15 protein-coding genes and 3 pseudogenes are annotated in these 22971 nt (G+C 57.7%); 12 read left to right on the forward strand and 6 right to left on the reverse strand.

Annotated features, from left to right (window positions below):
• The first annotated feature begins 12 nt into the window (after positions 1–12).
• The gene (locus RVY79_RS11950) at positions 13–633 is read left to right on the forward strand and encodes an L-threonylcarbamoyladenylate synthase (protein WP_317464416.1); all 621 of its coding nucleotides are present in this window, start codon (positions 13–15) and stop codon (positions 631–633) included.
• A 162-nt stretch (positions 634–795) separates the two neighbouring features.
• On the opposite strand, the gene RVY79_RS11955 is transcribed toward RVY79_RS11950, so the two are convergent.
• Positions 796–1686 carry an ion transporter gene (locus RVY79_RS11955; RefSeq protein WP_317464417.1) on the reverse strand — a complete coding sequence of 297 codons (891 nt, stop codon included), beginning with the start codon at positions 1684–1686 and terminating at the stop codon, positions 796–798.
• A 21-nt stretch (positions 1687–1707) separates the two neighbouring features.
• The gene (locus RVY79_RS11960; protein ID WP_317464418.1) at positions 1708–2556 is read right to left on the reverse strand and encodes a CYTH domain-containing protein; all 849 of its coding nucleotides are present in this window, start codon (positions 2554–2556) and stop codon (positions 1708–1710) included.
• 118 nt (positions 2557–2674) lie between these two features.
• Here RVY79_RS11960 and RVY79_RS11965 point away from each other — a divergent pair, with 118 nt between their 5' ends.
• The 6 genes from RVY79_RS11965 to glrR all read left to right on the forward strand — a co-directional run bounded on the left by RVY79_RS11965 (position 2675) and on the right by glrR (position 10520).
• Positions 2675–3355: a TIGR00153 family protein gene (locus RVY79_RS11965; RefSeq protein WP_317464419.1), complete on the forward strand. Its 681-nt coding sequence runs from the start codon at positions 2675–2677 to the stop codon at positions 3353–3355.
• 50 nt (positions 3356–3405) lie between these two features.
• Complete coding sequence (locus tag RVY79_RS11970; protein WP_317464420.1) at positions 3406–4677, forward strand: anion permease; 1272 nt, start codon at positions 3406–3408, stop codon at positions 4675–4677.
• 120 nt (positions 4678–4797) lie between these two features.
• On the forward strand, positions 4798–6111 hold the full coding sequence (gene argA, locus RVY79_RS11975; protein WP_317464421.1) for an amino-acid N-acetyltransferase: 1314 nt from the start codon (positions 4798–4800) through the stop codon (positions 6109–6111).
• Positions 6112–7007: 896 nt separating this feature from the next.
• Complete coding sequence (locus RVY79_RS11980) at positions 7008–8564, forward strand: sensor histidine kinase (RefSeq protein WP_317464422.1); 1557 nt, start codon at positions 7008–7010, stop codon at positions 8562–8564.
• Positions 8561–9091 (forward strand): hypothetical protein, encoded by a 531-nt coding sequence (locus RVY79_RS11985; RefSeq protein ID WP_317464423.1) that lies wholly within the window; start codon positions 8561–8563, stop codon positions 9089–9091. The genes RVY79_RS11980 and RVY79_RS11985 overlap by 4 nt, the downstream gene beginning before the upstream one ends.
• A gap of 28 nt (positions 9092–9119) precedes the next feature.
• Entirely contained in the window at positions 9120–10520 is a 1401-nt protein-coding gene (gene glrR / locus RVY79_RS11990; protein ID WP_317464424.1) for a two-component system response regulator GlrR, read from the forward strand.
• A gap of 9 nt (positions 10521–10529) precedes the next feature.
• Here glrR and xseA read toward each other — a convergent pair whose 3' ends face one another.
• The 3 genes from xseA to abiEi form a co-directional block, all read right to left on the reverse strand.
• A complete protein-coding gene (xseA, locus tag RVY79_RS11995) occupies positions 10530–11879 on the reverse strand; it encodes an exodeoxyribonuclease VII large subunit (RefSeq protein ID WP_317464425.1) in 1350 nt (449 codons plus the stop codon).
• 175 nt (positions 11880–12054) lie between these two features.
• A complete protein-coding gene (locus RVY79_RS12000; protein ID WP_317464426.1) occupies positions 12055–12984 on the reverse strand; it encodes a nucleotidyl transferase AbiEii/AbiGii toxin family protein in 930 nt (309 codons plus the stop codon).
• Positions 12974–13513, reverse strand: coding sequence for a type IV toxin-antitoxin system AbiEi family antitoxin (gene abiEi, locus RVY79_RS12005; protein WP_317464427.1), 540 nt, complete (start codon positions 13511–13513; stop codon positions 12974–12976). The genes RVY79_RS12000 and abiEi overlap by 11 nt, the downstream gene beginning before the upstream one ends.
• A 226-nt stretch (positions 13514–13739) precedes the next feature.
• On the opposite strand from abiEi, the gene guaB reads away from it, so the two are divergent.
• From guaB to RVY79_RS12030, 5 genes and pseudogenes are all read left to right on the forward strand, one after another.
• Positions 13740–15209, forward strand: coding sequence for an IMP dehydrogenase (gene guaB / locus RVY79_RS12010; RefSeq protein ID WP_317464429.1), 1470 nt, complete (start codon positions 13740–13742; stop codon positions 15207–15209).
• Between the two features lie 145 nt (positions 15210–15354).
• Positions 15355–16932: a glutamine-hydrolyzing GMP synthase gene (gene guaA, locus RVY79_RS12015; RefSeq protein ID WP_317464430.1), complete on the forward strand. Its 1578-nt coding sequence runs from the start codon at positions 15355–15357 to the stop codon at positions 16930–16932.
• A gap of 73 nt (positions 16933–17005) precedes the next feature.
• A pseudogene (locus RVY79_RS12020) lies at positions 17006–18009 on the forward strand (virulence RhuM family protein).
• A 1-nt stretch (position 18010) separates the two neighbouring features.
• Positions 18011–18421: pseudogene (locus RVY79_RS12025) on the forward strand (GMP synthase (glutamine-hydrolyzing)); the annotation flags it as partial.
• A 130-nt stretch (positions 18422–18551) separates the two neighbouring features.
• A pseudogene (locus tag RVY79_RS12030) lies at positions 18552–19738 on the forward strand (tyrosine-type recombinase/integrase).
• Positions 19739–19885: 147 nt separating this feature from the next.
• Here the strand turns inward: RVY79_RS12030 and RVY79_RS12035 are convergent.
• Positions 19886–22942 (reverse strand): DEAD/DEAH box helicase, encoded by a 3057-nt coding sequence (locus tag RVY79_RS12035; RefSeq protein WP_317464431.1) that lies wholly within the window; start codon positions 22940–22942, stop codon positions 19886–19888.
• Positions 22943–22971: the final 29 nt, after the last annotated feature.

Genomic DNA, 22971 nt, shown 5'->3' on the forward strand with positions numbered 1-22971 from the left:
AAGGAGGCAGGCATGACCCAGTTCTTTCAGATCCATCCCGACAACCCGCAGAAACGGCTCATCGATCAGACGATCTCGTTGTTGCGCGGTGGCGGCGTGATCGCCTATCCGACCGATTCCGGCTATGCGCTCGGTTGCTGCCTGGGCGAGAAGAAGGCCATCGAGAAGATCAAGTGGCTGCGCGCGCTGGATGACAAGCACAACTTCACGCTGGTGTGTTCCGACCTGTCCGAGATCGGCACTTACGCCAAGGTCGATAACGACGTGTTTCGCTTGCTCAAGGCGCATACGCCGGGGCCGTATACCTTCATTCTCAACGCCACCAACGAGGTGCCGCGTCTGCTGTTGCATCCCAAGCGGCGCTCCATCGGGGTGCGCGTGCCGGATCATCGCATCAGCCATGCGCTGCTCGCGGCATTGGGCGAGCCGTTGATGAGCGTGACGCTGATCCCCGTCGACGACGATCTGCCGATGACCGACCCCGAAGAGATCCGTGAACGCTTCGGCGCGCATCTCGATGCGGTCATCGACGGCGGCGCCTGCCATTTGGATCCGACCACGGTGGTCGATATGCGCGAGATGCCGCCTACCGTCGTCCGCGAGGGGCGCGGGGACGTCGCGCCGTTCCAGTAAGCACGAGGGCAAGGTAGCACGTTGCGGTGACAAGCCTTCGCGAGGGCGTTATGACCCCTTCCTCGGGCGCTACATTCGTCATCCATGGCGAATGACCCTCGCGCCGGCTTGTCACCGGCGTGGCTCTCTCACGAAACGACACCCTCACGAAACACGCTGGTGTCAGTGCCCCTCCTGTGAGACGCCCTCTGCGTCGTCTTTCAGGCGGGGATCCTGGGTATCTTCGTCGAGCCAGGTGCCGCATTTGCGGCAATACTTGGCGTCGCGCTCGTGTCCTTCGTGCCCGCAGCCGGGGCAGGCTTCTTCGGAGTAGCGTTCTGCGTGGATCGAGCGGATCACTTCCGCCGAGAAGACGCCGGTGGGCACGGCGATGATCGAGTACCCCAGGATCATCATGCACGCCGAGATGAATTGCCCGAGTGGGGTGATGGGGGTGATGTCGCCATAACCCACCGTGGTCAGCGTGACGATGGCCCAGTACATCGCGCGCGGCATGCTGGTGAAGCCGGCCTCCGGTGGTTCGATCATGTAGATCAGAGCGCCGAAGATGGTGATGATCAACAGCACCGTAAACAGAAACAGCATGATCTTGCGATAGCTGCGCGTCAGTGCCTGCGTCAGCATGCGGCCTTCGCCGACGAACTCCATCAGCCGCAACACGCGAAAGACGCGTAGCGCACGTAGCACGCGCACTACGAGCAGCGACTGGGCGCCAGGGATCAGCAGGCTGAGCCAGGTGGGCAGGATGGAGAGTAAATCGACGATGCCATAGAAGCTCTTCAAGTAGCGCAGCGGGCGTTCCAGGCAGTAAAGCCGTACCGCCAGCTCCAATGTGAAGAGCAGCGTAAAGCCCCATTCGAGCAGATAGAGCGTTCCGCCGAAACGGGCGTGAAGGCTCGGCACGCTGTCCACGAACACCACCGCCACGCTGAGTAGAATCAGCGTGATGAGGACGATGTCGAAGATCTTTGCGGCCCGTGTGTCGGACTCGAAGATGATGTGGAACAGCGTCTTGCGCAGGCCCGTGTCGGCGGGTTCGAAAGGCAGCGTCAAAGGGGTGTCTCCTGCGTCGCGTCAGGGGGTGGCATGGTGCCAGGCGGTGAGCCAGTCGCGGCTCATCTCGGGCGTGAGCCAGGTATCGGGACGCGCGTCGTCGGCGTCGCGCAAGGCGCTTGCCAGGCGTTGAGCGGCGCTGCCGCCAAGTGCCTCCAGATGGCGGCCGGCCCGATGACGGTAGCCTGCATGCCCCGTGTCTTGCCAGGCATCCAGCGCCTCGAGTGCCGCATTCCAGTGACTCTGGGCGTCTGCGGCGTTGTCGGGAAGCGTCCAGCCGTCATGCAGGGCGGCGCCGCGCTGGGCCTTGCTGGCGTTGGCGGGACGCAATGCCACGCCGTCCGCGAGGGAGGCAGCCAGTTGCCACAGGGCATCGGCGCTGCCTGCCTTGAGTTCGAGCTCCAACTCGCGGATCGCGACCTGCCGCTCGCCGGCGTGGATGGTGCCGATATCCAGCGCGACCTCGATGGTGGCGTCCGCCTCGATGACGTCCCAGCGCTCGCGGGTGAAGTCGGTGGTGAAGCGCGGAGCGAGCCGGGCGAGAGCCGCGTCGTCGATGGTGTCCGGCGCATGCTGGCGGATGCCGTCGATGTCCAGTTCGTCGCCATCGATCGGCCATTCCCATTCGCCGCGTGCATGTAGTCCGCTCTGGCCGCTGCCCGCCGTCTTGAGCGTCTGCAGGTAGCCGTCGGGCGTGCGGCGAATGCGTAGCGCGATGCGCGCGCGCTCCAGGGCGTGTTCGGGCGTGTCGTAATACGTGTTGGCCAGCCACGCACGCTGCATGTCGTGACCCGCGAGTCGCGGATGCTGACGCAGCGCATGCGGGCCGCTGGCGCCGAGGGCGAGCTTGAGTTCGATTTCCTGAGCCATGCCGGACCTTGTGTGTTGATGACAGTACGTTGATGACAAGATGATGAATTTTCCATGACGCGAAGGGGTGCAGTCACTATACTGACGCCGCCATTTCCAACGCATCGAATCTGACATTATGGTGACTTCCAATCCGTTTTCGGCGTTGTTCGGGCGCTCGCCTTTCGAGCCCTTGCTGGCGCATATCGTCAAGACAAGTGAATGCGCCGAGCGACTGCTGCCGTTTTTCGATGCCACGCAGGCGGGCAACTGGGACGACGCCGCCACGCATCGAGAAGCAATTACCGAACTCGAGCACGAGGCCGATACTCTCAAGACCGAGTTGCGCCTCAATCTTCCCAACAGCATGTTCCTGCCGGTCTCGCGTTCCGACCTGCTGGAATTGATCAGCGTACAGGACAAGATTGCCAACAAGGCACGCGATATCACCGGCATCATGCTAGGCCGCCAAATGCAGGTGCCGGACTCTTTGGCGCCTTCGATGCGCGCCTACCTCGAAACCGCTATCGCGACCGTGGGCCAAGCGCGCAAGGCACTCGAGGAGCTTCAGGAGCTGCTCGATTCCGGCTTCGGGCGCAATGTCTCGGATGTCATGCAGAACTTCATCCGTGATCTTCACGATCTCGAGCACCAAGCCGACGATCAGCAGGTGCATATTCGACGCCAGCTCTTCCAATTGGAAGCGGAATTGCCGCCGGTCGATGTGATCTTCCTGTACAAGATCATCGAGTGGATCGGTGAATTGTCCGACCGCGCCGAGCGCGTCGGTAGTCGTCTCCAAATTCTCACGGCCCGCTGAATGCGGGCCGTGTGATGTTCCGTCTCACGCCAGCCAGATAGAACTTGCCTATGTCCATCATTGCGCAATACGGCGATGTCTTCATTATTCTCGCCTGCATTTTCGGTTTCTTCATGGCCTGGGGGGTAGGGGCCAACGACGTGGCCAATGCCATGGGGACCTCCGTGGGGTCCAAAGCCATTACCATCCGTCAGGCGATTCTCATCGCCGTGGTGTTCGAGTTCCTCGGTGCGTGGTTGGCTGGGGGCCAGGTCACCGATACCATTCGCAAGGGCATCATCGACCCTAGCTTGTTGTCCGATGACCCGCAGTTGCTGGTCTACGGCATGCTGGCCTCGTTGCTGGCTGCCGGGCTATGGCTACTCATCGCTTCCATACGCGGTTGGCCGGTGTCCACGACGCATTCCATCGTCGGCGCCATCGTCGGTTTCGCGGTCGCCGGATTGGGCGTCGATTCCGTCGGCTGGCCCAAGGTCGCCCAGATCGCGGCGAGCTGGGTCGTGTCGCCACTGTTGGCAGGGTCCATCGCGTTCGCGTTGTTCAAGTCGGTGCAGTTTCTGATCTTCGAAAACAATGACCCTTTCGCGGCCGCCAAGCGCTACGTGCCCGGTTATATCTTCCTGGTCGGCTTCATCGTGGCGATGGTCACCCTGGTCAAGGGGCTCTCCCATGTCGGGCTGGACATGAGCTTTGGCGACAGCCTGTTGACCGCGATCGGCATCGGTCTGGTGGTGATGATCATCGGCATTCTGATGGAAAATCGCGTCGAGCGCACCAAGCGCCAGCGTGGTGGCTCACCGTTCGATTTCAACAGCGTCGAGCGTGTGTTCGGCGTGTTGATGATGTTTACCGCCTGCGCCATGGCATTCGCGCACGGCTCCAACGATGTCGCCAACGCCGTAGGGCCGCTGGCGGCGGTCATCAGCGTCGTCGAGTCGAGTGGCGATGTCAGCGGCGCTGCAGCATTGCCGTGGTGGGTGCTGGTGCTGGGCGGCGGCGGTATCGTCGTCGGCTTGGTTACCTATGGCCACCGGGTCATCGCCACGGTGGGTACGGGAATCACCGAGCTGACGCCGAGCCGTGGTTTCGCGGCGACCCTGGCGGCGGCGACGACCGTCGTGCTGGCCTCGGGGACCGGCTTGCCGGTCTCCACGACGCAGACACTGGTCGGTGCGGTGCTCGGGGTCGGTCTGGCACGCGGCATCACGGCGCTCAACCTGCGGGTGCTGGGTACCATCGTGCTGTCCTGGGTGATTACGCTGCCGGCCGGGGCGTTGCTGTCGATCATGTTCTTCTTCATGTTCAAGGGCATGTTCGGCTGATACGCCATCAGGCATCGCACGAATGCGCACATGAGGCGGGATCGGGGTACACCGGTCCCGCCTTTTCATTGCCTCTGATATAGTCAGTGTCTCTTTCTTCCTGCAGCTGGAGCGCGGGCCTTGAACACTCGTTTTCCCTTCGCCGATTGGTTTCGTAATTCGTCTCCGTATATCAATGCGCACCGTGGGCGTACGTTCGTGGTGCTCATCGAAGGCGAGGCATTGGCATCCGAGCGATGGGAGCCACTGCTTCAGGACCTGGCGTTGTTGAATACCTTGGGCGTGCGCCTGGTAATGGTCTTCGGTATTCGTCCACAGGTTGGCGAGGCGTTGAGCGAAGCGGGTATCGAACCGCGCCGGATCGATGGGCGCTGGGTGGCCGACGAGGCGATCATGCGCCATGTAGAACGCATCGCCGCCGAGCTGCGTCTCAAGATCGAAGCACGCCTTTCGTTGGGACTGCCCAACACCCCGCTGCACGGCGTCGAGCTGACGGTGGTGTCCGGCAATCTGGTGACCGCCAAGCCGTTGGGGGTGCGCGATGGTATCGATTTCCATCACAGCGGCGAGGTGCGCCGCGTGCGCAGCCAGGCCATCGCCGAACTGCTGGCGAAGGACACGCTGGTACTGTTGCCGCCGTTGGGGTATTCGAGCACCGGCGAAGTGTTCGATCTCGACGCGGCCGATGTCGCTCAGCACGTCGCCATGGGGCTGGGTGCCGACAAGCTGATTCTGCTGGGCGAGGCGGCAGGACTGCACGATGCCAGCGGCATGCTGCAGCGTCAGCTCACTCCGCTGGAAGCCGAGCCGTTGCGGCGCCAGGCTGCGCCGGGTAGCGAACTGGCGCGGCACCTGGGCGCGGCGTGTGAAGCGGCACGCCATGGTGTGGCGCGCACTCATTTGCTGACCTGGCACGATCGCGATGCCCTGCTCGGTGAGCTGTTTACCCGCGACGGCGTGGGGACCATGATCACCCAGCATCGCTACGAACAATTGCGCCGCGCGACGCTTGAAGACGTGGGTGGCTTGCTCGAATTGCTACGTCCGCTGGAGGAGCGCGGCATGCTGGTGGCGCGCTCGCGGGAGCGGCTCGAGCATCAGATCGAGGACTACTGGGTGATCGAGCGCGACGGCATGATCATCGGCTGCAGTGCCATGCACGCCTATCCCGAGGCAGAGATGGGTGAACTGGCCTGCGTCGCCGTGCATGGCGATTATCGTGGTGGCGCGCGTGGCGACCTGTTGCTGGCCGAGGTCGAGCGTGAATCGCGTCGGCGTGGCTACAGTGCCTTGTTTGCGCTCACCACGCATACGACGCATTGGTTCCTCGAGCATGGCTTTCGTCTTGATGGTGTAGAGGTGTTGCCGCACCTGCGGCGTGACTCCTACAACCACGCGCGCCAATCCAAGGTGTTGCTCAAACCCCTCGCTTGAGTACCAGCCCTGTGCCGCCGCTCAGCGACGCGGCGGCATTCAGGTGCGCTCATGCGACGGCTCGCAGTGTCGCTCTCGCCTGAGTCACGTCTCCAAAGAGAGACGTAATAAATTACTGATTTTATTTATATTTTTATTTATTGGCGAAAATGTGTTGGTGAATGGCGACATTATGAGCGCCGAAAAACCCGCGATTCTCGATGTAATAGCCTGTCGTGTGGTTTTGGCCTGCAGGTTCTGGTTTTAAGTTACTGTTTTTTAAAGATTTTTAAAAAAGTGGCACGGCTATCGCAATATATAGGGTGAGCAACGGGAAACGGTTCAATACGGCTCGAGCCGTTTCTCGATCGATCAAGCCAGGGCGTTTCGACCACCACCCTGTGCGTTGAGTCCCGGCTAGATCGATCAGTGTCTGCTCCACGCGATGTGTGACTTAGGTTGCGATGAGACGGGTACCGCCTTCGGGCATGGAAAGGTACCAAAAGGGCAAGGATGCCCAGGCATGGATGCCACCCCTTCGGGGGCTAACTTCGCCGCGCCGCTTCTGGCGACGCGGCACACGAAACGAAGTGGCGGCCGCGCCGTCAACATGGGGGCCTTTTCCTGGCAATGTCTGGACCTCATGGCTTCGTGGGCTTTCGAGCCCCTCGATCACTCTCGAGAATTCAGCCAGGTGGATGTTCGAGAGTGTTCACTTGACCCTTCAGTTCCCTGCGTACCTTGGGCCGGATCTTCCGGCCCACTTTTTTGCGCGTCTCGCTGAAGCTGTCGTGTATCTGGTGGATGTGACGAGTGTGCATGGCCTGGACGGGACTTTCCCCATGCTTTCAACCGGTGCGGTGATGCGAAAACCGGCATGCGAACGCAACTCTGTTATCCTATGCGGATAAGCTGACATGGCATCCACCCTCTTCCTGCATAGAATCGCGCTCATGGCCACCCAGGTCTCCCGCCGCTGGCGTCCCCGTTCATTGTTGCAGTTGGTATTGCTCGCCTTCGTGATGGTGATGCTGCCGATTGCCGTGCTCATGTTCCAGGCCGGCCAGGCCCTGTCCGAGCTTTCGTCGTTGGCCGATGTCAGCGCGCGCCAGGCGGTGGAGCAGACCCGCCGCGCCCGCACCTTGAGTAATCTGGCATTGGAAATGGAGCGCAGCGCGCGCCAGTACGCGGTACTCGAGCAGGAGGGGTTGCTCAGTATCTACAACGAGAAGTCCAAACGTTACGCGGAGTTGCTCGATACGCTCGCCCCCTTGCTGCCCGACAACCCCGATATCCCGCGATTGCGTGAACAATTGCATCAACTCAATGAGCTAACGCAACTGCCGGCTGACGAATTCCACGCCCGGTTGGCGATATTCCGCGACTTCTCGGAGCGTACGGAAAATGTACGCCAGGCGATAAACACGCTCATCGATGCGCGCATCGAGAACATTCGCGAGCGCGCCAGCACCGTGCGTACACAGCTATGGATGCAGACCGCCGCGTTGGTCTCGGTCAGCCTGGGGCTGATGCTGATCTTCACCTGGCTGATCATTCGTCCCATCCGTCAGCTCGAGCGGCGGATCTTCAGCCTGGGAAGCGGCATGGAACCGGCCTCGCCGCAGCATATTCAGGGCCCGGCGGAGCTGGTCCGCTTGGGTGAGCGATTGACATGGCTTTCCGGTCGTCTCACCGAACTGGAGGCACAGAAGCAACAGTTCCTGCGCCATATGTCACACGAGTTGAAGACGCCGCTGGCCAGCGTGCGGGAAGGCACGGCGCTGCTTTCCGACGGTGTGGTCGGCGAGCTAAGCGAGCGTCAGCGGGAAATCGTCGGCTTGATCGATGTCAGTGGTCAGGAACTTCAGGCCCTGATCGAGCAGCTGCTCGACTACAATCTCATGCAGCACAGTCGCGGTCTCAAAGTGACGCGTTTCGACTTGGTCACGGTGATCCAGGAAGTGCTCACCAAGCACCGCTTGGCGCTCGACAAGAAGGGCATGCACGTTGACTGGCCCCGGCATACGCCCTTGCCCTGGCGGGCGGATCGGGAGCGCACGGCGCGCATTCTAGATAATCTTATTTCCAATGCCATTGCTTACGGTGAGGATGGCGGCTACTTGGCGTTGCGAGCCCTGCAACATGCGTCATGGCTGGTGGTCGAAGTCGCCAATACCGGCGAGCCCATCGACGACAGCGACCGCGCACGTCTATTCGAGGCGTTCTATCAAGGTCGCATGCGGCGCCAGGGCGCTCTCAAGGGATCGGGCATCGGCTTGTCAGTAGCGGCCGATTGCGCCAGGGTTCAAAATGGACGCTTGGAGTTGGTCGAGGATGACACCTTCCCGGTCTGCTTCCGACTGACATTGCCTGAAGTGACGCCGCCGGAGGAAGGAGCCGATGGCGACGACGCTTCCATAACGACGCCGGCTACGACGACACCGGCGCTAAACGCAAGGAACTCGAACGCATGAACATCCGGATGCTGCTAGTGGCATTGTGCACTGGCTCGCTGCTGACCGGGTGCCAGTGGATGACGCAAGAGACGTCCCCCCCGGCAGCCCCGGTCACCTCTTGCAAGGGTGACATCCCCAAGTTGGCTGACAATGTCTGCCTGGTGGATGACTGGATCGCCTTCGGGCTCGCCTCACAGCGCGGTGACAGCGAGTGGCGCAGCACCATGCTGACGCGCCTGAATGGTGATATAGCGCATCTCAAACTGGCGCGTGCCACGGTGCTGGCATGGGGAGATCGCGATGGCTGGGAACAGGCGTCCGAACTGTACAAGGCAGAGATTTCGTCGGCACCGAGCCGTTTACAGCCCTTGTTGCAACAGTGGCTCAACGGTCTCGAGCGTCGTCGTGACCTGGCCGCCAAGCTTGCCAAGAGCGAATCGCGCCGCCAGGCGCTCGGCCGGGAGCGTGACGAACTCGCCGAAAAACTCGACGCCTTGACGGCCATCGAACAGAGCATCAATTCGCGCCATGAGCAATCGCCATGACGGCGCGAATGAGTCCAAGGAGAAAGACGTGAAGCACGCCGCCGCCCATATTCTGCTGGTCGATGACGACCCCAGCCTCCTCAAGCTTTTGGGCATGCGCCTGGAAAGCCGAGGTTACCGCGTAACCACCGCCGAAAGTGGGCGGCAGGCGTTGGAATGTCTCGCCGAGGACCGCCCGGACCTGGTGCTTTCCGACTTACGCATGGATGAAATGGACGGCATGGCGCTGTTTCGCGAACTGCAGCGCCGCGCGCCGGGCATGCCGGTGATCATTCTTACCGCGCATGGCTCGATTCCTGACGCGGTGAGTGCCACGCGTCAGGGCGTGTTCAGCTTCCTCACCAAGCCGGTTGACCGCGACGAGCTGTTTGCCGCCATCGAGGAGGCGCTATCGCAGACACCGGGCACGCATGGCGCCGGTGACGATGCCTGGCGTGCCGAGATCATCACCCGCAGCCCTCAGATGGAGCGCATTCTCGAGCAGGCGCGCATGGTGGCGGCGTCCGATGTCAGCGTGCTGATCACCGGGGCTTCCGGCTCGGGCAAGGAACTGCTCGCCAATGCCATCCACCAGGCCAGTGGTCGCGCCGACAAGCCGTTCGTGGCGATCAACTGCGGCGCATTGCCCGAGCAATTGCTGGAAAGCGAGCTGTTCGGCCACGCCAAGGGCGCCTTTACCGGCGCGGTCAGCCAGCACGAAGGGCTATTTCTCGCCGCTGATGGAGGCAGTTTGTTCCTTGATGAGATCGGCGACATGCCGCTGACGTTGCAGGTCAAATTGTTGCGCGCGCTGCAGGAGCGCCAGATCCGCCCGCTGGGCTCGACCACCTCGGTGCCTATCGATGTGCGCATCATTTCCGCCACGCACCGCGATCTCGACCGCGCCATGCACGAAGGCGACTTCCGCGAGGATCTTTACTACCGCCTCAACGTCGTCAACCTCAAGTTGCCGGCACTCAAGGAACGCGCCGAAGACGTGCCGCTACTGGCCAAGTATCTGGTAGGGCAGGCTGCAGAACGCCACAAGCCCTTCGTCAAAGGCTTTTCCTCGGAAGCGCTCAACCTGCTGGCCTCCAGCGCCTGGCCGGGTAACGTGCGTCAACTGGTCAACGTCGTCGAGCAGTGCGTGGCGTTGACCAGCTCGCCGATCATTCCCGAAGCGCTGGTAGCGCAGGCGTTGGCGGCCGAGGAAAACGCCTTGCCGTCGTTCAACGAGGCGCGCGCGGGTTTCGAGCGCAGCTATCTCGTCAAGGTGCTCAAGATCACCGAAGGCAACGTCACCCAGGCCGCACGCATCGCCGGGCGCAACCGCACCGACTTCTACAAGCTGCTATCCCGGCACGAACTGGAACCCAGCAGCTTCAAGCCCAGCACGCAGCCGCAGTCGGCGCAGAACGACGATACCCCGCCGCGCCGCGCCCAGCGTTGAGGCGCGTGTTCAACGTTTGAAGCGCCGCTTCACTTCCACTTTGAGCCGCCCCTCACCGAGTCGCGCGGTGAGGGCCTGGCCGGGTTGAGTGTCATGGGCGCTGCGCACGACGTGGCGCTCGTCATCCTCGAGAATCGCATAACCGCGCCCCAATACCGCCAGCGGGCTGACGGCATTGAGTTCGCGCGCCAGCGCTTCGAGGCGTTCCCGGGATTGATCGAGCCGGCGAGGCAGGGCGGCATGTAGCTGACGTTCCAGGGTCGTCAGGCGCTGCTTTAGCGACGCGATGGCAAGGCGTGGGTCCTGGCGCTCCACGCGGCGCGACAGCGTCTCGTGATGCTGATGCTCGCGGTCGAGCCGCCGCCGCATGGCCAGGCGCAGCCGCGTTTCCCAGCTCTCCAGGCGCCGACGTTGCTCGGCCAGGCGCTCACCGGGATGGCGCAGCCGCGCCCGGGCATGATCGAGACGTTGGCCATCGCGTTCCAGCCGTGCCTGCATGGCGCGTGTCAGGTCGCGTTCGGCGGCTTGCAGTTGCGACTGACGCTCGTGCCAGTCGGGGACCAGATGCTCGGCGGCGGCGGAGGGTGTGGGCGCGCGTTGGTCGGCGGCGAAATCCGCCAGCGTGACATCGACTTCATGTCCCACCGCCGACATCACCGGCAACCGGGAATGATGGATCGCCCGCGCCAGATGCTCATCATTGAACGCCCACAGATCCTCAAGACTGCCGCCACCACGCGTGATGAGCAGGGCATCGACGGTGTCTTCCGGCGTCTGGGCGCGTTGATTGGCCTGGGCGATGGCGCGGATGATCGCCGGTGGCGCCTCACGGCCCTGCACCGGCACGGGCAAGATCGTCACCTCCAGCGCCGGCCAACGGCGGCGCAACACCGCTAGCACATCACGAATCGCCGCGCCGGTGGGCGAGGTGATGATGGCCAGATGGCGCGGCGGACAGGGTAGGGGCCGCGCGTTGACGAAGACACCTTCGGCGGAAAGCTTCGCCTTGAGCCGCTCGAACGCCGCCAGCAGCTCGCCTTCTCCCGATGCCTGCACCGCCTCGACGATCAGTTGATAATCGCCACGCGGCTCGAATATCGACACGCGTCCGCGTACCCGAAGCCGGTCGCCATCCTTGAGCGTCGCGCGCATCAAGCGTGCCCGGTTGCGGAAGAACGCACAGCGCAACTGCGCGCGATCGTCCTTGAGCGTGAAGTAGATATGCCCTGACGCCGGACGCGCCACGCCCGAAATCTCGCCCTCCACCCAACACTCACCGAAGCCCCGCTCCAGCATCAAGCGGGCCTGGCGGTTGAGTTCACTGACGGACAGGGCGGTGGGGGTGCCAGTGTCGTCCATCGCAGGCCTCGCAAGATTGGGTAAGTTTGGAAGAGGGGGCAGTCTAGCATTGTGGCCGCGAGCTATGGTGACGCGGCTATCGGGGATGAATTCTCTCAAGCTACAGGCCGAAGCCGTGGGAGCCGCGCTTAGACATGTCTGCCAGGTGGCAGGCAGCTTTTTCGAGCAATGTTTCCTAGAGGGTGAACTCCGGGTTGGGCGATCCCGGTGCCGGGCCCTCAAGCGCGGTGACCACCTGATTCAGCATGGCCGTGATATCGCGGGCGAGGAAGTCGGAAAAGCGGGGGTTCCTTATCGTTCGGTTGACGGTTTCGGCAGGCAGAAAGCGGCTCATTTCGTCCTGAAAGGCCGTGCCGGACACAATGCCGACCAGGCGTGATTGCATATCTATGGCTCGGTCAGGGTAGTGCTCTACGGTATAGTCCTGAATCTTGCGCTTGATAAGCTCGACATTGGGAGACGCCCCTTGCTGCTTGAGCCATGCCAGGTCCCAGATGTCACGATGCCGCACATATTTCTTTGTGTTGACCAGCGAGATCAATTTGTCCGCCATGATTTCATCCAGGCTTTCCGTCTCGACCAGCAAGTCATCGTAGCCATCCGGCAGAAAAGGGTAGTGGACCTGGATTGCATGCGCCTCCCGCGTATACGCAGGAATGCTGGCCACTTCCAGTTTGATGCGCTGTTTGGGAATGTCCTTTCGGGCCGGCGCCGTGACTACGGAAACCTGCCACTTGTCGACGCGAATATCCCGGTAGCCGGGTTCTTCCCGCAGTTGCTTCGGTTCCTTGACGCTGACCTCGAGCTGATAGCGATTGCTGACGTAATCCTCGACACATGCGCGGATGCGGGCCAGATCCTGGCTGCAGAAATCCCAGCCGCCGGCGAAATCCAGGTCTTCGCTAAAGCGCGGTGAGCCCTGACACAAGCGAAGAGATGTTCCTCCCTGAAAGGTCAGCCCATCCAGAAGCCGTTCCCGCTCGAGTGCGAACAGGATGTCGAGATGCAGCAGCTCCTTCTCGATGACCGGGCGCATGGCAACACGACCGGGCTGGGACATCGCTCGAGCGACTAGCTCGTCGAAGTTGGCGCGTTCAGTGTTCATTCGGCAGGCTCGCTTCATCGACAAGGTGGGTATTGCGCCCGACACGCTTGAGATCTGCCCAGGCGGCTTGGGGCGTTGCCAGCCGCAAGGGGCGCCCTACGTCACGCATTCGGTCGAGCAACTGGGGAACGGATCGTTTGGTGTGGGTGAATTCAATGGTGCCATAAGGGGTTCGATACTCGCCCTTGCGGCCGGTGGTCATGACCGTCAGCCGATCAACAGGGATCTGTGAGATCGCACCATATTCCGAGAGTGCGGACTCAAGGCTGACATAGCTGTACTCGCCGCGGCGCATGGCCTTGGCGATTCGTTCGAGTAGATCGGCGTCATGGTGCCGTGACAGCTTGTAGACATACACGCCGCGACTGACTGCTTCGAGCATGCCATGACGACGTAGCCGATTGATTCCCTCCTGCAGCGCCTTCGGGCTGTCTTCGGGAAAAATCTTGGCTAGGTCCGACAGGGTAAATACATACCGATGTTGACGGTCCCAGTCGTCGAGCCGGGTTCGGGCGGTGATTTGGTCCATTAAGTCTACGCAAACACTATTTTAAAATAGTCTATGTGTACACTTACTGCGTGGCAAGTAGAGCATTGGCTTGGATGCCGGGAGTGAATTCCTTCCTGCGAGGACGACGAGGCCATCGCCCCAAGGACGCATTGACAAACGTTCTCAACGTTGAGAGGAGGGGGATAGAGGTTTATAATGGCGGATTAATCTTCCCCGCACCCGCTTCCCCCACAGGTGTCGCAACATGCTACGTATAGCGCAAGAAGCTCTTACGTTCGATGATGTCTTACTCGTCCCCGGCTATTCCGACGTCCTGCCCAAGGATGTCAGCCTCAGATCCCGCCTGACGCGCGACCTTTACCTCAACATTCCGCTGCTTTCTTCCGCGATGGATACCGTCACCGGAGCCCGCTTGGCGATTGCCATGGCGCAGGAAGGCGGCATCGGGATCATCCACAAGAGCATGACCATCGCGGCGCAGGCGGCGGAAGTGCGCAAGGTGAAGAAGCACGAGAGCGTGATCGTCAAGGACCCGGTGACCGTGAGTCCCAAGGCGAAGCTGGCCGATCTGCTCGAGATGGCCGACGAGTACGGCTATTCCGGGTTTCCGGTGGTCGAGGGCGACACCCTGATGGGCATCGTGACCGGGCGTGACATGCGCTTCCGTCCGGACAAGGGCGATAGCGTGGCGGAAATCATGACCCCGCGTGAGAAGCTGGTCACCGTGCCCGAAGGCACCTCGCTGGATATCATCAAGTCCAAGCTGCAGGAACATCGCATCGAGAAGATCCTCGTGGTCGACGATCAGTTCCGCCTGCGTGGCTTGGTCACCGTTCGCGATATCGAGAAGGCGCGCACCTATCCGCACGCCGCCAAGGACGGTGATGGCCGTCTGCTGGCCGGCGCCGCCGTGGGCACCGGGCCGGAAACGCCGGATCGCATCGCCGCGCTGGCCGAGGCGGGCGTCGATGTGGTGGTGGTGGATACTGCACATGGCCATTCCCAGGGCGTCATCGAGCGCGTGCGTTGGGTCAAGGAGCATTATCCGCAGGTGCAGGTGATCGGCGGCAACATCGCCACCGCCGCCGCCGCCAAGGCGCTCGCTGAAGCCGGCGCGGATGGCGTCAAGGTTGGCATCGGCCCCGGTTCGATCTGCACCACGCGTATCGTCGCCGGTGTCGGGGTGCCGCAGATCTCCGCCGTCTCCGACGTGGCCGACGCGCTCAAGCCATTCGACATCCCGCTGGTCGCCGATGGCGGCATTCGCTTCTCCGGCGACCTTTCCAAGGCCATCGCCGCCGGGGCCAGCACGGTGATGATCGGTGGGCTGCTGGCCGGCACCGAGGAAGCCCCGGGCGAAATCGAGCTCTATCAAGGCCGTACCTATAAGGCCTATCGCGGCATGGGCTCCATGAGCGCCATGTCCCAGACTCAGGGCTCGTCCGATCGTTACTTCCAGGATAAGAACGCCGGCGTCGAGAAGCTGGTGCCGGAAGGCGTCGAAGGCCGCGTGCCCTACAAGGGTGCGATGAGCGCCATCGTCCACCAACTGATGGGCGGCCTGCGTGCCTCGATGGGCTACACCGGTTGCCACGATATCGACGAGATGCGCACCAAGCCGGAGTTCGTGAAGATCACCGGCGCGGGCTTTGCCGAATCGCACGTGCACGATGTGCAGATTACGAAAGAGGCCCCCAACTACCGGGCGGGCTGATATCTGAGTAAGAAGATAGAAGAGATAAGAGGGAAGAAAAGAGAGGCGGGTTATACCGCCTCTTACTTCTTCAGTCTTCCCTCTCGATTTTCGAGGCAATGATCCAGGCCTCGACGTTTGAGTCCACAACGGCGGTGCCCTTTTCATGCAAGATATTCACGCCCATAAGATCCTGATCCTCGACTTCGGCTCCCAGTACACCCAGCTCATCGCGCGCCGCGTGCGCGAGATCGGCGTCTACTCCGAAGTGCGCGCCTTCGATATCAGCGAAGAAGAGATCCGCGAGTACAATCCCAACGGCATCATCCTCGCCGGGGGGCCGGAATCCGTCACTGAACTCGCCTCACCGCGCGCGCCGCAATGCGTGTTCGAGATGGGTCTGCCGGTGCTGGGGATCTGCTACGGCATGCAGACCATGGCCGAGCAACTGGGCGGCAAGGTCGAAGGCTCGCAAAAACAGGAATTCGGCTATGCGCAGGTGCGTATCGACGCCGACAACGCGCTGCTCTCGGGCATCAAGGATCATGTCGATCACGCAAGCGGCCGTGCGCTGCTCGACGTGTGGATGAGCCACGGCGACAAGGTCGGCCAGGTGCCGGAGACCTTCACCGTGACGGCCTCCACGCCGAGCTGCCCGATTGCCGCCATGGCCTGGGAAGAGAAGCACTTCTACGGCGTGCAGTTCCATCCCGAGGTGACCCACACCCTGCAAGGCCAGCGCATTCTCGAACACTTCGTGCTGAATATCTGCCAGGCCGAGCGTTTGTGGACCCCGGCACAGATCATCGAAGACCTCTGCGAGCGCGTACGCGAGCAAGTCGCCGACCGCCACGTGCTGCTGGGCCTTTCCGGCGGCGTGGATTCCTCCGTGGTCGCCGCACTGCTGCACAAGGCCATCGGCGATCAACTGACCTGCGTGTTCGTCGACAACGGCCTGCTGCGCAAGAAAGAAGGCGACCAGGTGATGGAAACCTTCGGCCAGCACATGGGCGTGCGCGTGATCCGCGTCGACGCCGAAGACGAATTCCTCGGCAAGCTGGAAGGCGAGGCCGACCCCGAAGCCAAGCGCAAGGTCATCGGTAACACCTTCATCGATGTGTTCGACCGTGAAGCCGCCAAGATCGAGGGTGTGGACTTCCTCGCCCAGGGCACCATCTACCCGGACGTGATCGAATCCGCCGCCAGCAAGACCGGCAAGGCCCACGTCATCAAGTCGCACCACAACGTCGGCGGCCTGCCCGAGACCATGAAGCTCAAGCTGGTCGAACCGTTGCGCGAACTGTTCAAGGACGAAGTGCGCAAGCTCGGCCTCGAACTCGGCCTGCCCTACGACATGGTCTACCGTCATCCCTTCCCGGGACCAGGCCTCGGCGTGCGCATCCTCGGCGAAGTCAAAAAAGAGTACGCCGACATCCTGCGTGAAGCCGACGCCATCTTCATCGAAGAACTGCACAACTTTGATTGGTACCACAAGACCAGCCAAGCCTTCGCCGTGTTCCTGCCGGTCAAATCCGTCGGCGTCGTCGGCGACGGCCGCCGCTACGAATGGGTCATCGCCCTGCGCGCCGTCGAAACCATCGACTTCATGACCGCAAGATGGGCCCAACTACCGTATGAGCTGCTGGAGAAGGTCTCCAACCGCATCATCAACGAGATCAGCGGCGTATCGCGCGTGACGTATGACGTCAGCAGCAAGCCGCCCGCGACGATTGAGTGGGAGTGAAAGCCAGGCTTTGCTAATCTATCAAGCCCGCCAAAAGGCGGGCTTTTGGTATTTACCTCGATAGGGCGGGCTCATGGGTAACAGGGAATTGATCCTCTACCGGACCGATGATGGACGTAGCGCCGTACACCTACGCGCCGAGGACGGGAGCGTATGGCTGACCCAGGCTGAGCTTGCCGAACTGTTTGCGACGTCGAAGCAGAATGTAAGCTTGCACGTTCGTAACATACTGAAAGAAGGCGAGTTATCTCGAGAGGCAGTTGTCAAGGAATCCTTGACAACTGCGTCTGACGGGAAGCGTTATAAAGTCAACTGGTATAGTCTGCCGATGATCTTGGCAGTGGGATATCGGGTGCGCTCTCCGCGAGGAACGCAGTTCCGTCAATGGGCCACAGCCAACCTCAGCGAATACCTGATCAAGGGCTTCGTCATGGATGATGAGCGTTTGAAAGAGCCAGGTGGCTGGGATTATTTCGATGAACTGCTGGCGCGTATCCGTGATATTCGCGCCTCGGAAAAACGCTTCTATCAGAAGGTTCGCGATCTATTCGCCCTGAGCAGTGACTACACACCGATGATAGCGATGCTCATCGCTTCTTTGCTGAGGTGCAGAACAAGCTGCTGTATGCCGTCACTGAGCAGACCGCAGCCGAAATCGTCGTGAATCGTGCCAATCCCGATGAGCTCAACATGGCACTCACCACTTGGCAAGGCACTCGGGTGCGCAAGCAGGACGTGACCATAGCCAAGAACTATCTGACCGCGGATGAGGTAGATACGCTTAACCGGCTGGTGGTGATCTTCTTGGAACAGGCCGAGTTGCGTGCCAAAGAACGTAAAGATCTCACGCTGGATTACTGGCGTCGCAATGTCGACCGCCGATTGGACTTCAGCGAACGCCCTATTCTGGATGGGGCCGGCACTATCAGTGCCCAAGGAGCTAAGGCCATTGCCCATGAGCGCTATGGCGAGTTTGATGCTCACCGACGCCAGACAGAAGCCTTGGAAGCGGATGCAGAAGATCTGGAAGACCTAGAAGCGCTTGAAGAAAATATCAAATGCAATCGTGATGAATAACGAACTTGGCCTGCCCTACGACATGGTCTACCGTCACCCCTTCCCGGGACCGGGCCTCGGCGTGCGCATCCCCGGCGAAGTCAAAAAAGAGTACGCCGACATCCTGCGTGAAGACGACGCCATCTTCATCGAAGAACTGCACAACGCTGACTGGTACCACAAGACCAGCCAAGCGTTCGCCGTCTTCCTGCCGGTCAAATCCGTCAGCGTCGTCGGCGACGGCCGCCGCTACGAATGGGTCATCGCCCTGTGCGCCGTCGAAACCACCGACTTCATGACCGCAAGATGGGCCCACCTGCCGTATGAGTTGCTGGAGAAGGTCTCCAACCGCATCATCAACGAAATCAGCGGCGTCTTCCGCGTGACGTATGACGTCAGCAGCAAGCCGCCCGCGACGATTGAGTGGGAGTGAATAAGCGTTAGGCGCTAGCTGGCACTACCCGGCAATAAATTGCCAATAAGCCCATGTTTTTATGGGCTTTGTCGCCTTATTTTTGGGTGATCTTTCAGCATGGTATCGGAATCGAAGAAGGATAAGACTCTTGCTGACCGATACCAAGCTGCGCAACCTCAAGCCGAGGGATAAACTCTACAAGGTGAATGACCGGGACGGCCTCTACGTGGCTGTCACCCTGCCGGTTCCATCTCATTCCGTTACAACTACTCGATCCATGGCAGGTAAGAGACAATCACCTTTGGCCGCTACGGCGTTGGGGGCATCACTCTGGCAGAAGCCCGTGAGCGGCTAGGTGAGGCCAAACGGATGGTCGCAGATGGGAAGTCGCCAGCGAAGGAGAAGGCCAGAGACAAGGCGCGTGTGAAAGGGGCTGAAACCTTTGGTGCCTGGGCGGAAAAGTGGCTACGTGGCTACCAGATGGCCGACTCTACCCGTGATATGCGCCGCTCGGTTTATACGAGAGAGCTGGAAACGAAATTCGGCAATCAGAAGCTGACCGAAATCACTCACGAGGACTTGCGAGCACTAACCGACGCCATTGTAGAGCGCGGTGCGCCTGCTACGGCGGTTCATGCGCGTGAGATTGTACTCCAGGTATACCGCTGGGCCACTGAGCGAGGCCAGAAGGTTGAGAACCCGGCAGACCTGGTGCGGCCAGCAAGCATTGCCAGGTTTGAGCCGAGAGATCGAACCCTGACGCCCGAAGAAATCAGCATCATGTACCAGTACATGGGGCGTATTGGTACATCCCCATCGATCCGGGCTGCGGTAAAGCTACTGTTGTTGACGATGGTGCGTAAAAGCGAGCTGACGAATGCCACCTGGAGTGAGATCAACTTCAGCGAAGCGCTCTGGACGATCCCCAAAGAACGGATGAAGCGGCGAAACCCTCACCTGGTGTTTCTATCCAGGCAAGCTATGGACATCCTCATCGCTTTGAAGACGTTCTCCGGTGGATCGGATTATATTTTGCCGTCGCGTTACGATTCTGACGTACCCATGAGCAGTGCCACACTCAATCGAGTCATGACAATGACGTACAAGCTGGCTCAGAAAGAAGAGCAACCGCTTGCCAAGTTTGGCCCCCACGATCTGAGGCGCACAGCGAGTACCTTGCTCCATGAAGCTGGCTACAATACCGACTGGATAGAGAAATGCCTGGCACATGAGCAAAAGGGAGTGAGGGCGATCTATAACAAAGCTGAGTATCGAGAGCAGCGTACATCGATGTTGCAAGACTGGGCTGACATGATTGATGAGTGGACAGTTTAAACGGTTATAGACTGCAAGCTCAATCTTTTTAACGTTATTGCTTAAAACAACCAGTTTAATGTATTTTTCTAGACAAGATGCTTGCCTTTAGAAATGTCGAGCCAGCAGAGATACTTGTGACTCGACATTTAAAAATTTGTTTTGAATTTATGGAGAAACAAATATTTTTAGCTCCACATCATTGATGTGCGCTGTCGATATCCAGCTATTAATTAATTGGTAAGCTTGTAATGTCTCACTGGCCGCATTTTGACCAAGCCATAGCTGACTTTTAAAGTGCCCTACAGAAAAACTATTTGCGGAAACAATCCATATTTCCTTACGAACTGCTGTCGAGCGGCGTCTCTGGGAAACTACGTCCCAGACTTCGTTCAGCTTTTGCTGCCTATCTTGAGAATTACTGGTGGTATAGGATTTTCCGTTAATCAACCTGATCCTCTCATACATCAATTGCTCTGCCCCCGCTGTGGGCCAAGCTGAAAGTAGTAAGTTCCAGTTCCCTGGTCTTAGCAATTCGTTCCCACTTACCAACATTTCCATGTTCTTGATTGCTTGAGATCCTACCTCAGCAAGTGCACCAGCTGAAGATTGTGGTTTTTTTGGACTGTCACCACATTTTATGTGTACATACACAAGTTTGTTCTTAGATGACAAAATAAAATCGGCAGGCTCAGTACCCATATCAGTGTTTAGAACTAGATCGGCATTGGGAATATATGGGGAAAAAGGTCCTAAGTCGGCACGTGTTGGGTTGTCCATTCCATTGGCTTTAATCTTATCTAATAGATAGAAGATTGATTCTGTGCTGAAATTCTGGTTTACAACTTGGTATACTTTATTCTTGTAACCCTTTTCATCTAGGTTTTCCCCTAGTAATTCAGGAAGCCCAATGACCACGTTTGCTAGGTTTGATTCATCAAAATTGAAAGAGTGTTCGACGGGAAGTTTTGTTTGATAGAATTTATATTGGGAATACCCAATTCCATTTTCCAACAAAGCTTTGTGGAGGTGTTCAGCTAGAAATTCTACAATATTTTCTTTTTTAACGTCATGTTCATTTATAGAATAAAAAATTGGCTGATCAGGGTTCATGTCCAGGTATGGTTCTTCATTACGAAGCTCGATTACTATTCGACTCTCCTCAACTCCAGGTAGTAGCAGAAATCCATCTTCATAATTCCTATGCAAGAAATCATTGTCTATGGTATGAGTTGAACCATCGATTGAGATTGTTATTGGTGATTCGAACTCGCTGAAGTCAAATATCACGCTTTCAACATTTACATTAGTGTCTATGTTAACTGGCTTTGCATAAGAGTCGATGAGAGGGTTGTTAACTAATGAGTCTCCAGCAAGGACATTGTTCATTGTTTCTAACCAGTCATTTAATTCATGCAGGCTGAATGAATTTTCTTTTTGGTCTGATATGCGCCCTGAGTCAACCCCTACGTAATAGCTACCAGATTTTGTTTGCATTATGTCGTAAGTGTCTAATCTTGCAGTAGAAATTCTGTATGAGGAGTTGGCTTGTTGATCTGCCATTTGATCCAGGTTCTGTCCCTTAATCGCTATACTATCAGGGCGTCTCCTTGCCGAACTAACAGACTTGCTGCTGGCCTCTTTAGTAGTTGAGGATTCGCCAAGAGATAGAATCTTAAATAAATTCTCTTGTGGTACTGCAGAGCCAAGTTTTAATTCTTTATCTCTGCTAAGGCGTCGTCCTCTGCTATCGTAAATTGCGACAATATTATTAGATAGCTCTTTAATAATAGTTATTTCTAAGGATGGCTCGAAAAAGAAATGCTCTTTCAAGAATTTAGAGCGATTGAAAGCTATGGAGCCAATAATATAAATACCAATCTGTGTGTTAAATTGCTTTGCAAGCTCTCCGTTATTATGGCATCGCCAATACAACATGTCTGATAGAAGTTCTACACTAAATCCCTCGGTTGTGTTTAAAAAGCAAACAGATGCTGTTGGTATATTTAGTGAGGACTCTGGATCAAATTCGTTAAGATCAAATTTTCTCAAAAAGCGATTGCCATAATAACTTGAATCGGGAAAAGCCTCTAGATAAAGCTCTATTAACTTGTTTGCATCTAAGGAGAGGATGAATTTTTTTACAGCGCTATCACTATTAAGGGATGCATCAAATAGGCGATAGTTCTGCCACATTTGATGATTTGAATTGCTGTTTATCTCTATTACTTTGGGTTCGACTTCAGAAAATATTCGAACGACACGGCCAATTGTTTGTACAAGCTCTCTACCACTATTAACATTGTAAGTTAGGATCAATAGCTTTGCTTGGGGTATGTCAACACCCTCATCAAGCTTTCGTTGATGAATGATGACTTCATATTGAGAGTTTTTTAAGTTGGCAGGTACGGCTGACTTAACATTACTGCGAGGGTCTTGCTTAAGTTGGTCGTGTATAGCCAGTATATTGAAGTCGCTGTTTAATTGGTTGTAATAACTTTCAATGTCACTTATGTTTTTGCATTTTATGATGCATTTTGTATTAGGATTTTTAGTTAAGAATGAGCGAATAAAAGTGCTTAAGCTTTGAGGCTCAATAGATTCAAATTCAGGCTCTTTAAGCACATTGTCCAAAAGTGCTTTTTCAAAGGTGTAGATGTAGCTGAAGTCCGCTGAAACATCAAATTGAAATAGATCGTTGCGATACGGTGTTGCTGTGATGACAATTTTATGAGCATTCATTCCCCTTACAAGAGTACGCCAAACGGGAGAGGGTTCAGAGTGACCTTCATCAATAATAATAAGGTCAATTTCTTTCTTCAGTTTTTCTAGCTCTATAGAGTTCAATTTTTGTAGCTTTTGAAATGTTGATACATAAATGCCATTTTTTGATAAGTCGTTGATATCATCAAAAGCATGCTTTAATGTAATGCTTGAACCTTCCGCGCGTTCGCTAAAAAACTTACCATTTATCTCTGAATGCAATTGATCACAAACAGCCCTTCGATGACAAAGTACAAGAACCTTTTTTTGAGAGGATTTATGGCTGATGACACTAATCACACCAGACTTTCCAGCACCTGTAGGTAAGCTGACCAAACAAGACTTATCAGTTTCAGTAAGCGGTTTTTTTAAGTAGCTTAAAGCTTTTTTTATACTCTCTTGCTGACAAGTTCTTAAGTCATCCCATAAGTTTCTATTTATTGAAAATCCTTTGATATTCACAATTTATCCCCTGTAGAAATATAATATTA

The organism is Chromohalobacter sp. HP20-39, assembly GCF_033052815.1.
In the GTDB taxonomy this organism is placed as follows: Bacteria; Pseudomonadota; Gammaproteobacteria; order Pseudomonadales; family Halomonadaceae; genus Chromohalobacter.

Bases quoted from the DNA above. Each gene is read 5' to 3' on its own strand.
- RVY79_RS11950 (WP_317464416.1), top strand. From the start codon at position 13: ATGACCCAGTTCTTTCAGATCCATCCCGACAACCCGCAGAAACGGCTC.
- RVY79_RS11960 (WP_317464418.1), bottom strand. From the start codon at position 2,556: ATGGCTCAGGAAATCGAACTCAAGCTCGCCCTCGGCGCCAGCGGCCCG.
- RVY79_RS11965 (WP_317464419.1), top strand. From the start codon at position 2,675: ATGGTGACTTCCAATCCGTTTTCGGCGTTGTTCGGGCGCTCGCCTTTC.
- RVY79_RS11970 (WP_317464420.1), top strand. From the start codon at position 3,406: ATGTCCATCATTGCGCAATACGGCGATGTCTTCATTATTCTCGCCTGC.
- RVY79_RS11980 (WP_317464422.1), top strand. From the start codon at position 7,008: ATGGCATCCACCCTCTTCCTGCATAGAATCGCGCTCATGGCCACCCAG.
- RVY79_RS11985 (WP_317464423.1), top strand. From the start codon at position 8,561: ATGAACATCCGGATGCTGCTAGTGGCATTGTGCACTGGCTCGCTGCTG.
- xseA (WP_317464425.1), bottom strand. From the start codon at position 11,879: ATGGACGACACTGGCACCCCCACCGCCCTGTCCGTCAGTGAACTCAAC.
- RVY79_RS12000 (WP_317464426.1), bottom strand. From the start codon at position 12,984: ATGAACACTGAACGCGCCAACTTCGACGAGCTAGTCGCTCGAGCGATG.
- abiEi (WP_317464427.1), bottom strand. From the start codon at position 13,513: ATGGACCAAATCACCGCCCGAACCCGGCTCGACGACTGGGACCGTCAA.
- guaB (WP_317464429.1), top strand. From the start codon at position 13,740: ATGCTACGTATAGCGCAAGAAGCTCTTACGTTCGATGATGTCTTACTC.
- guaA (WP_317464430.1), top strand. From the start codon at position 15,355: ATGCAAGATATTCACGCCCATAAGATCCTGATCCTCGACTTCGGCTCC.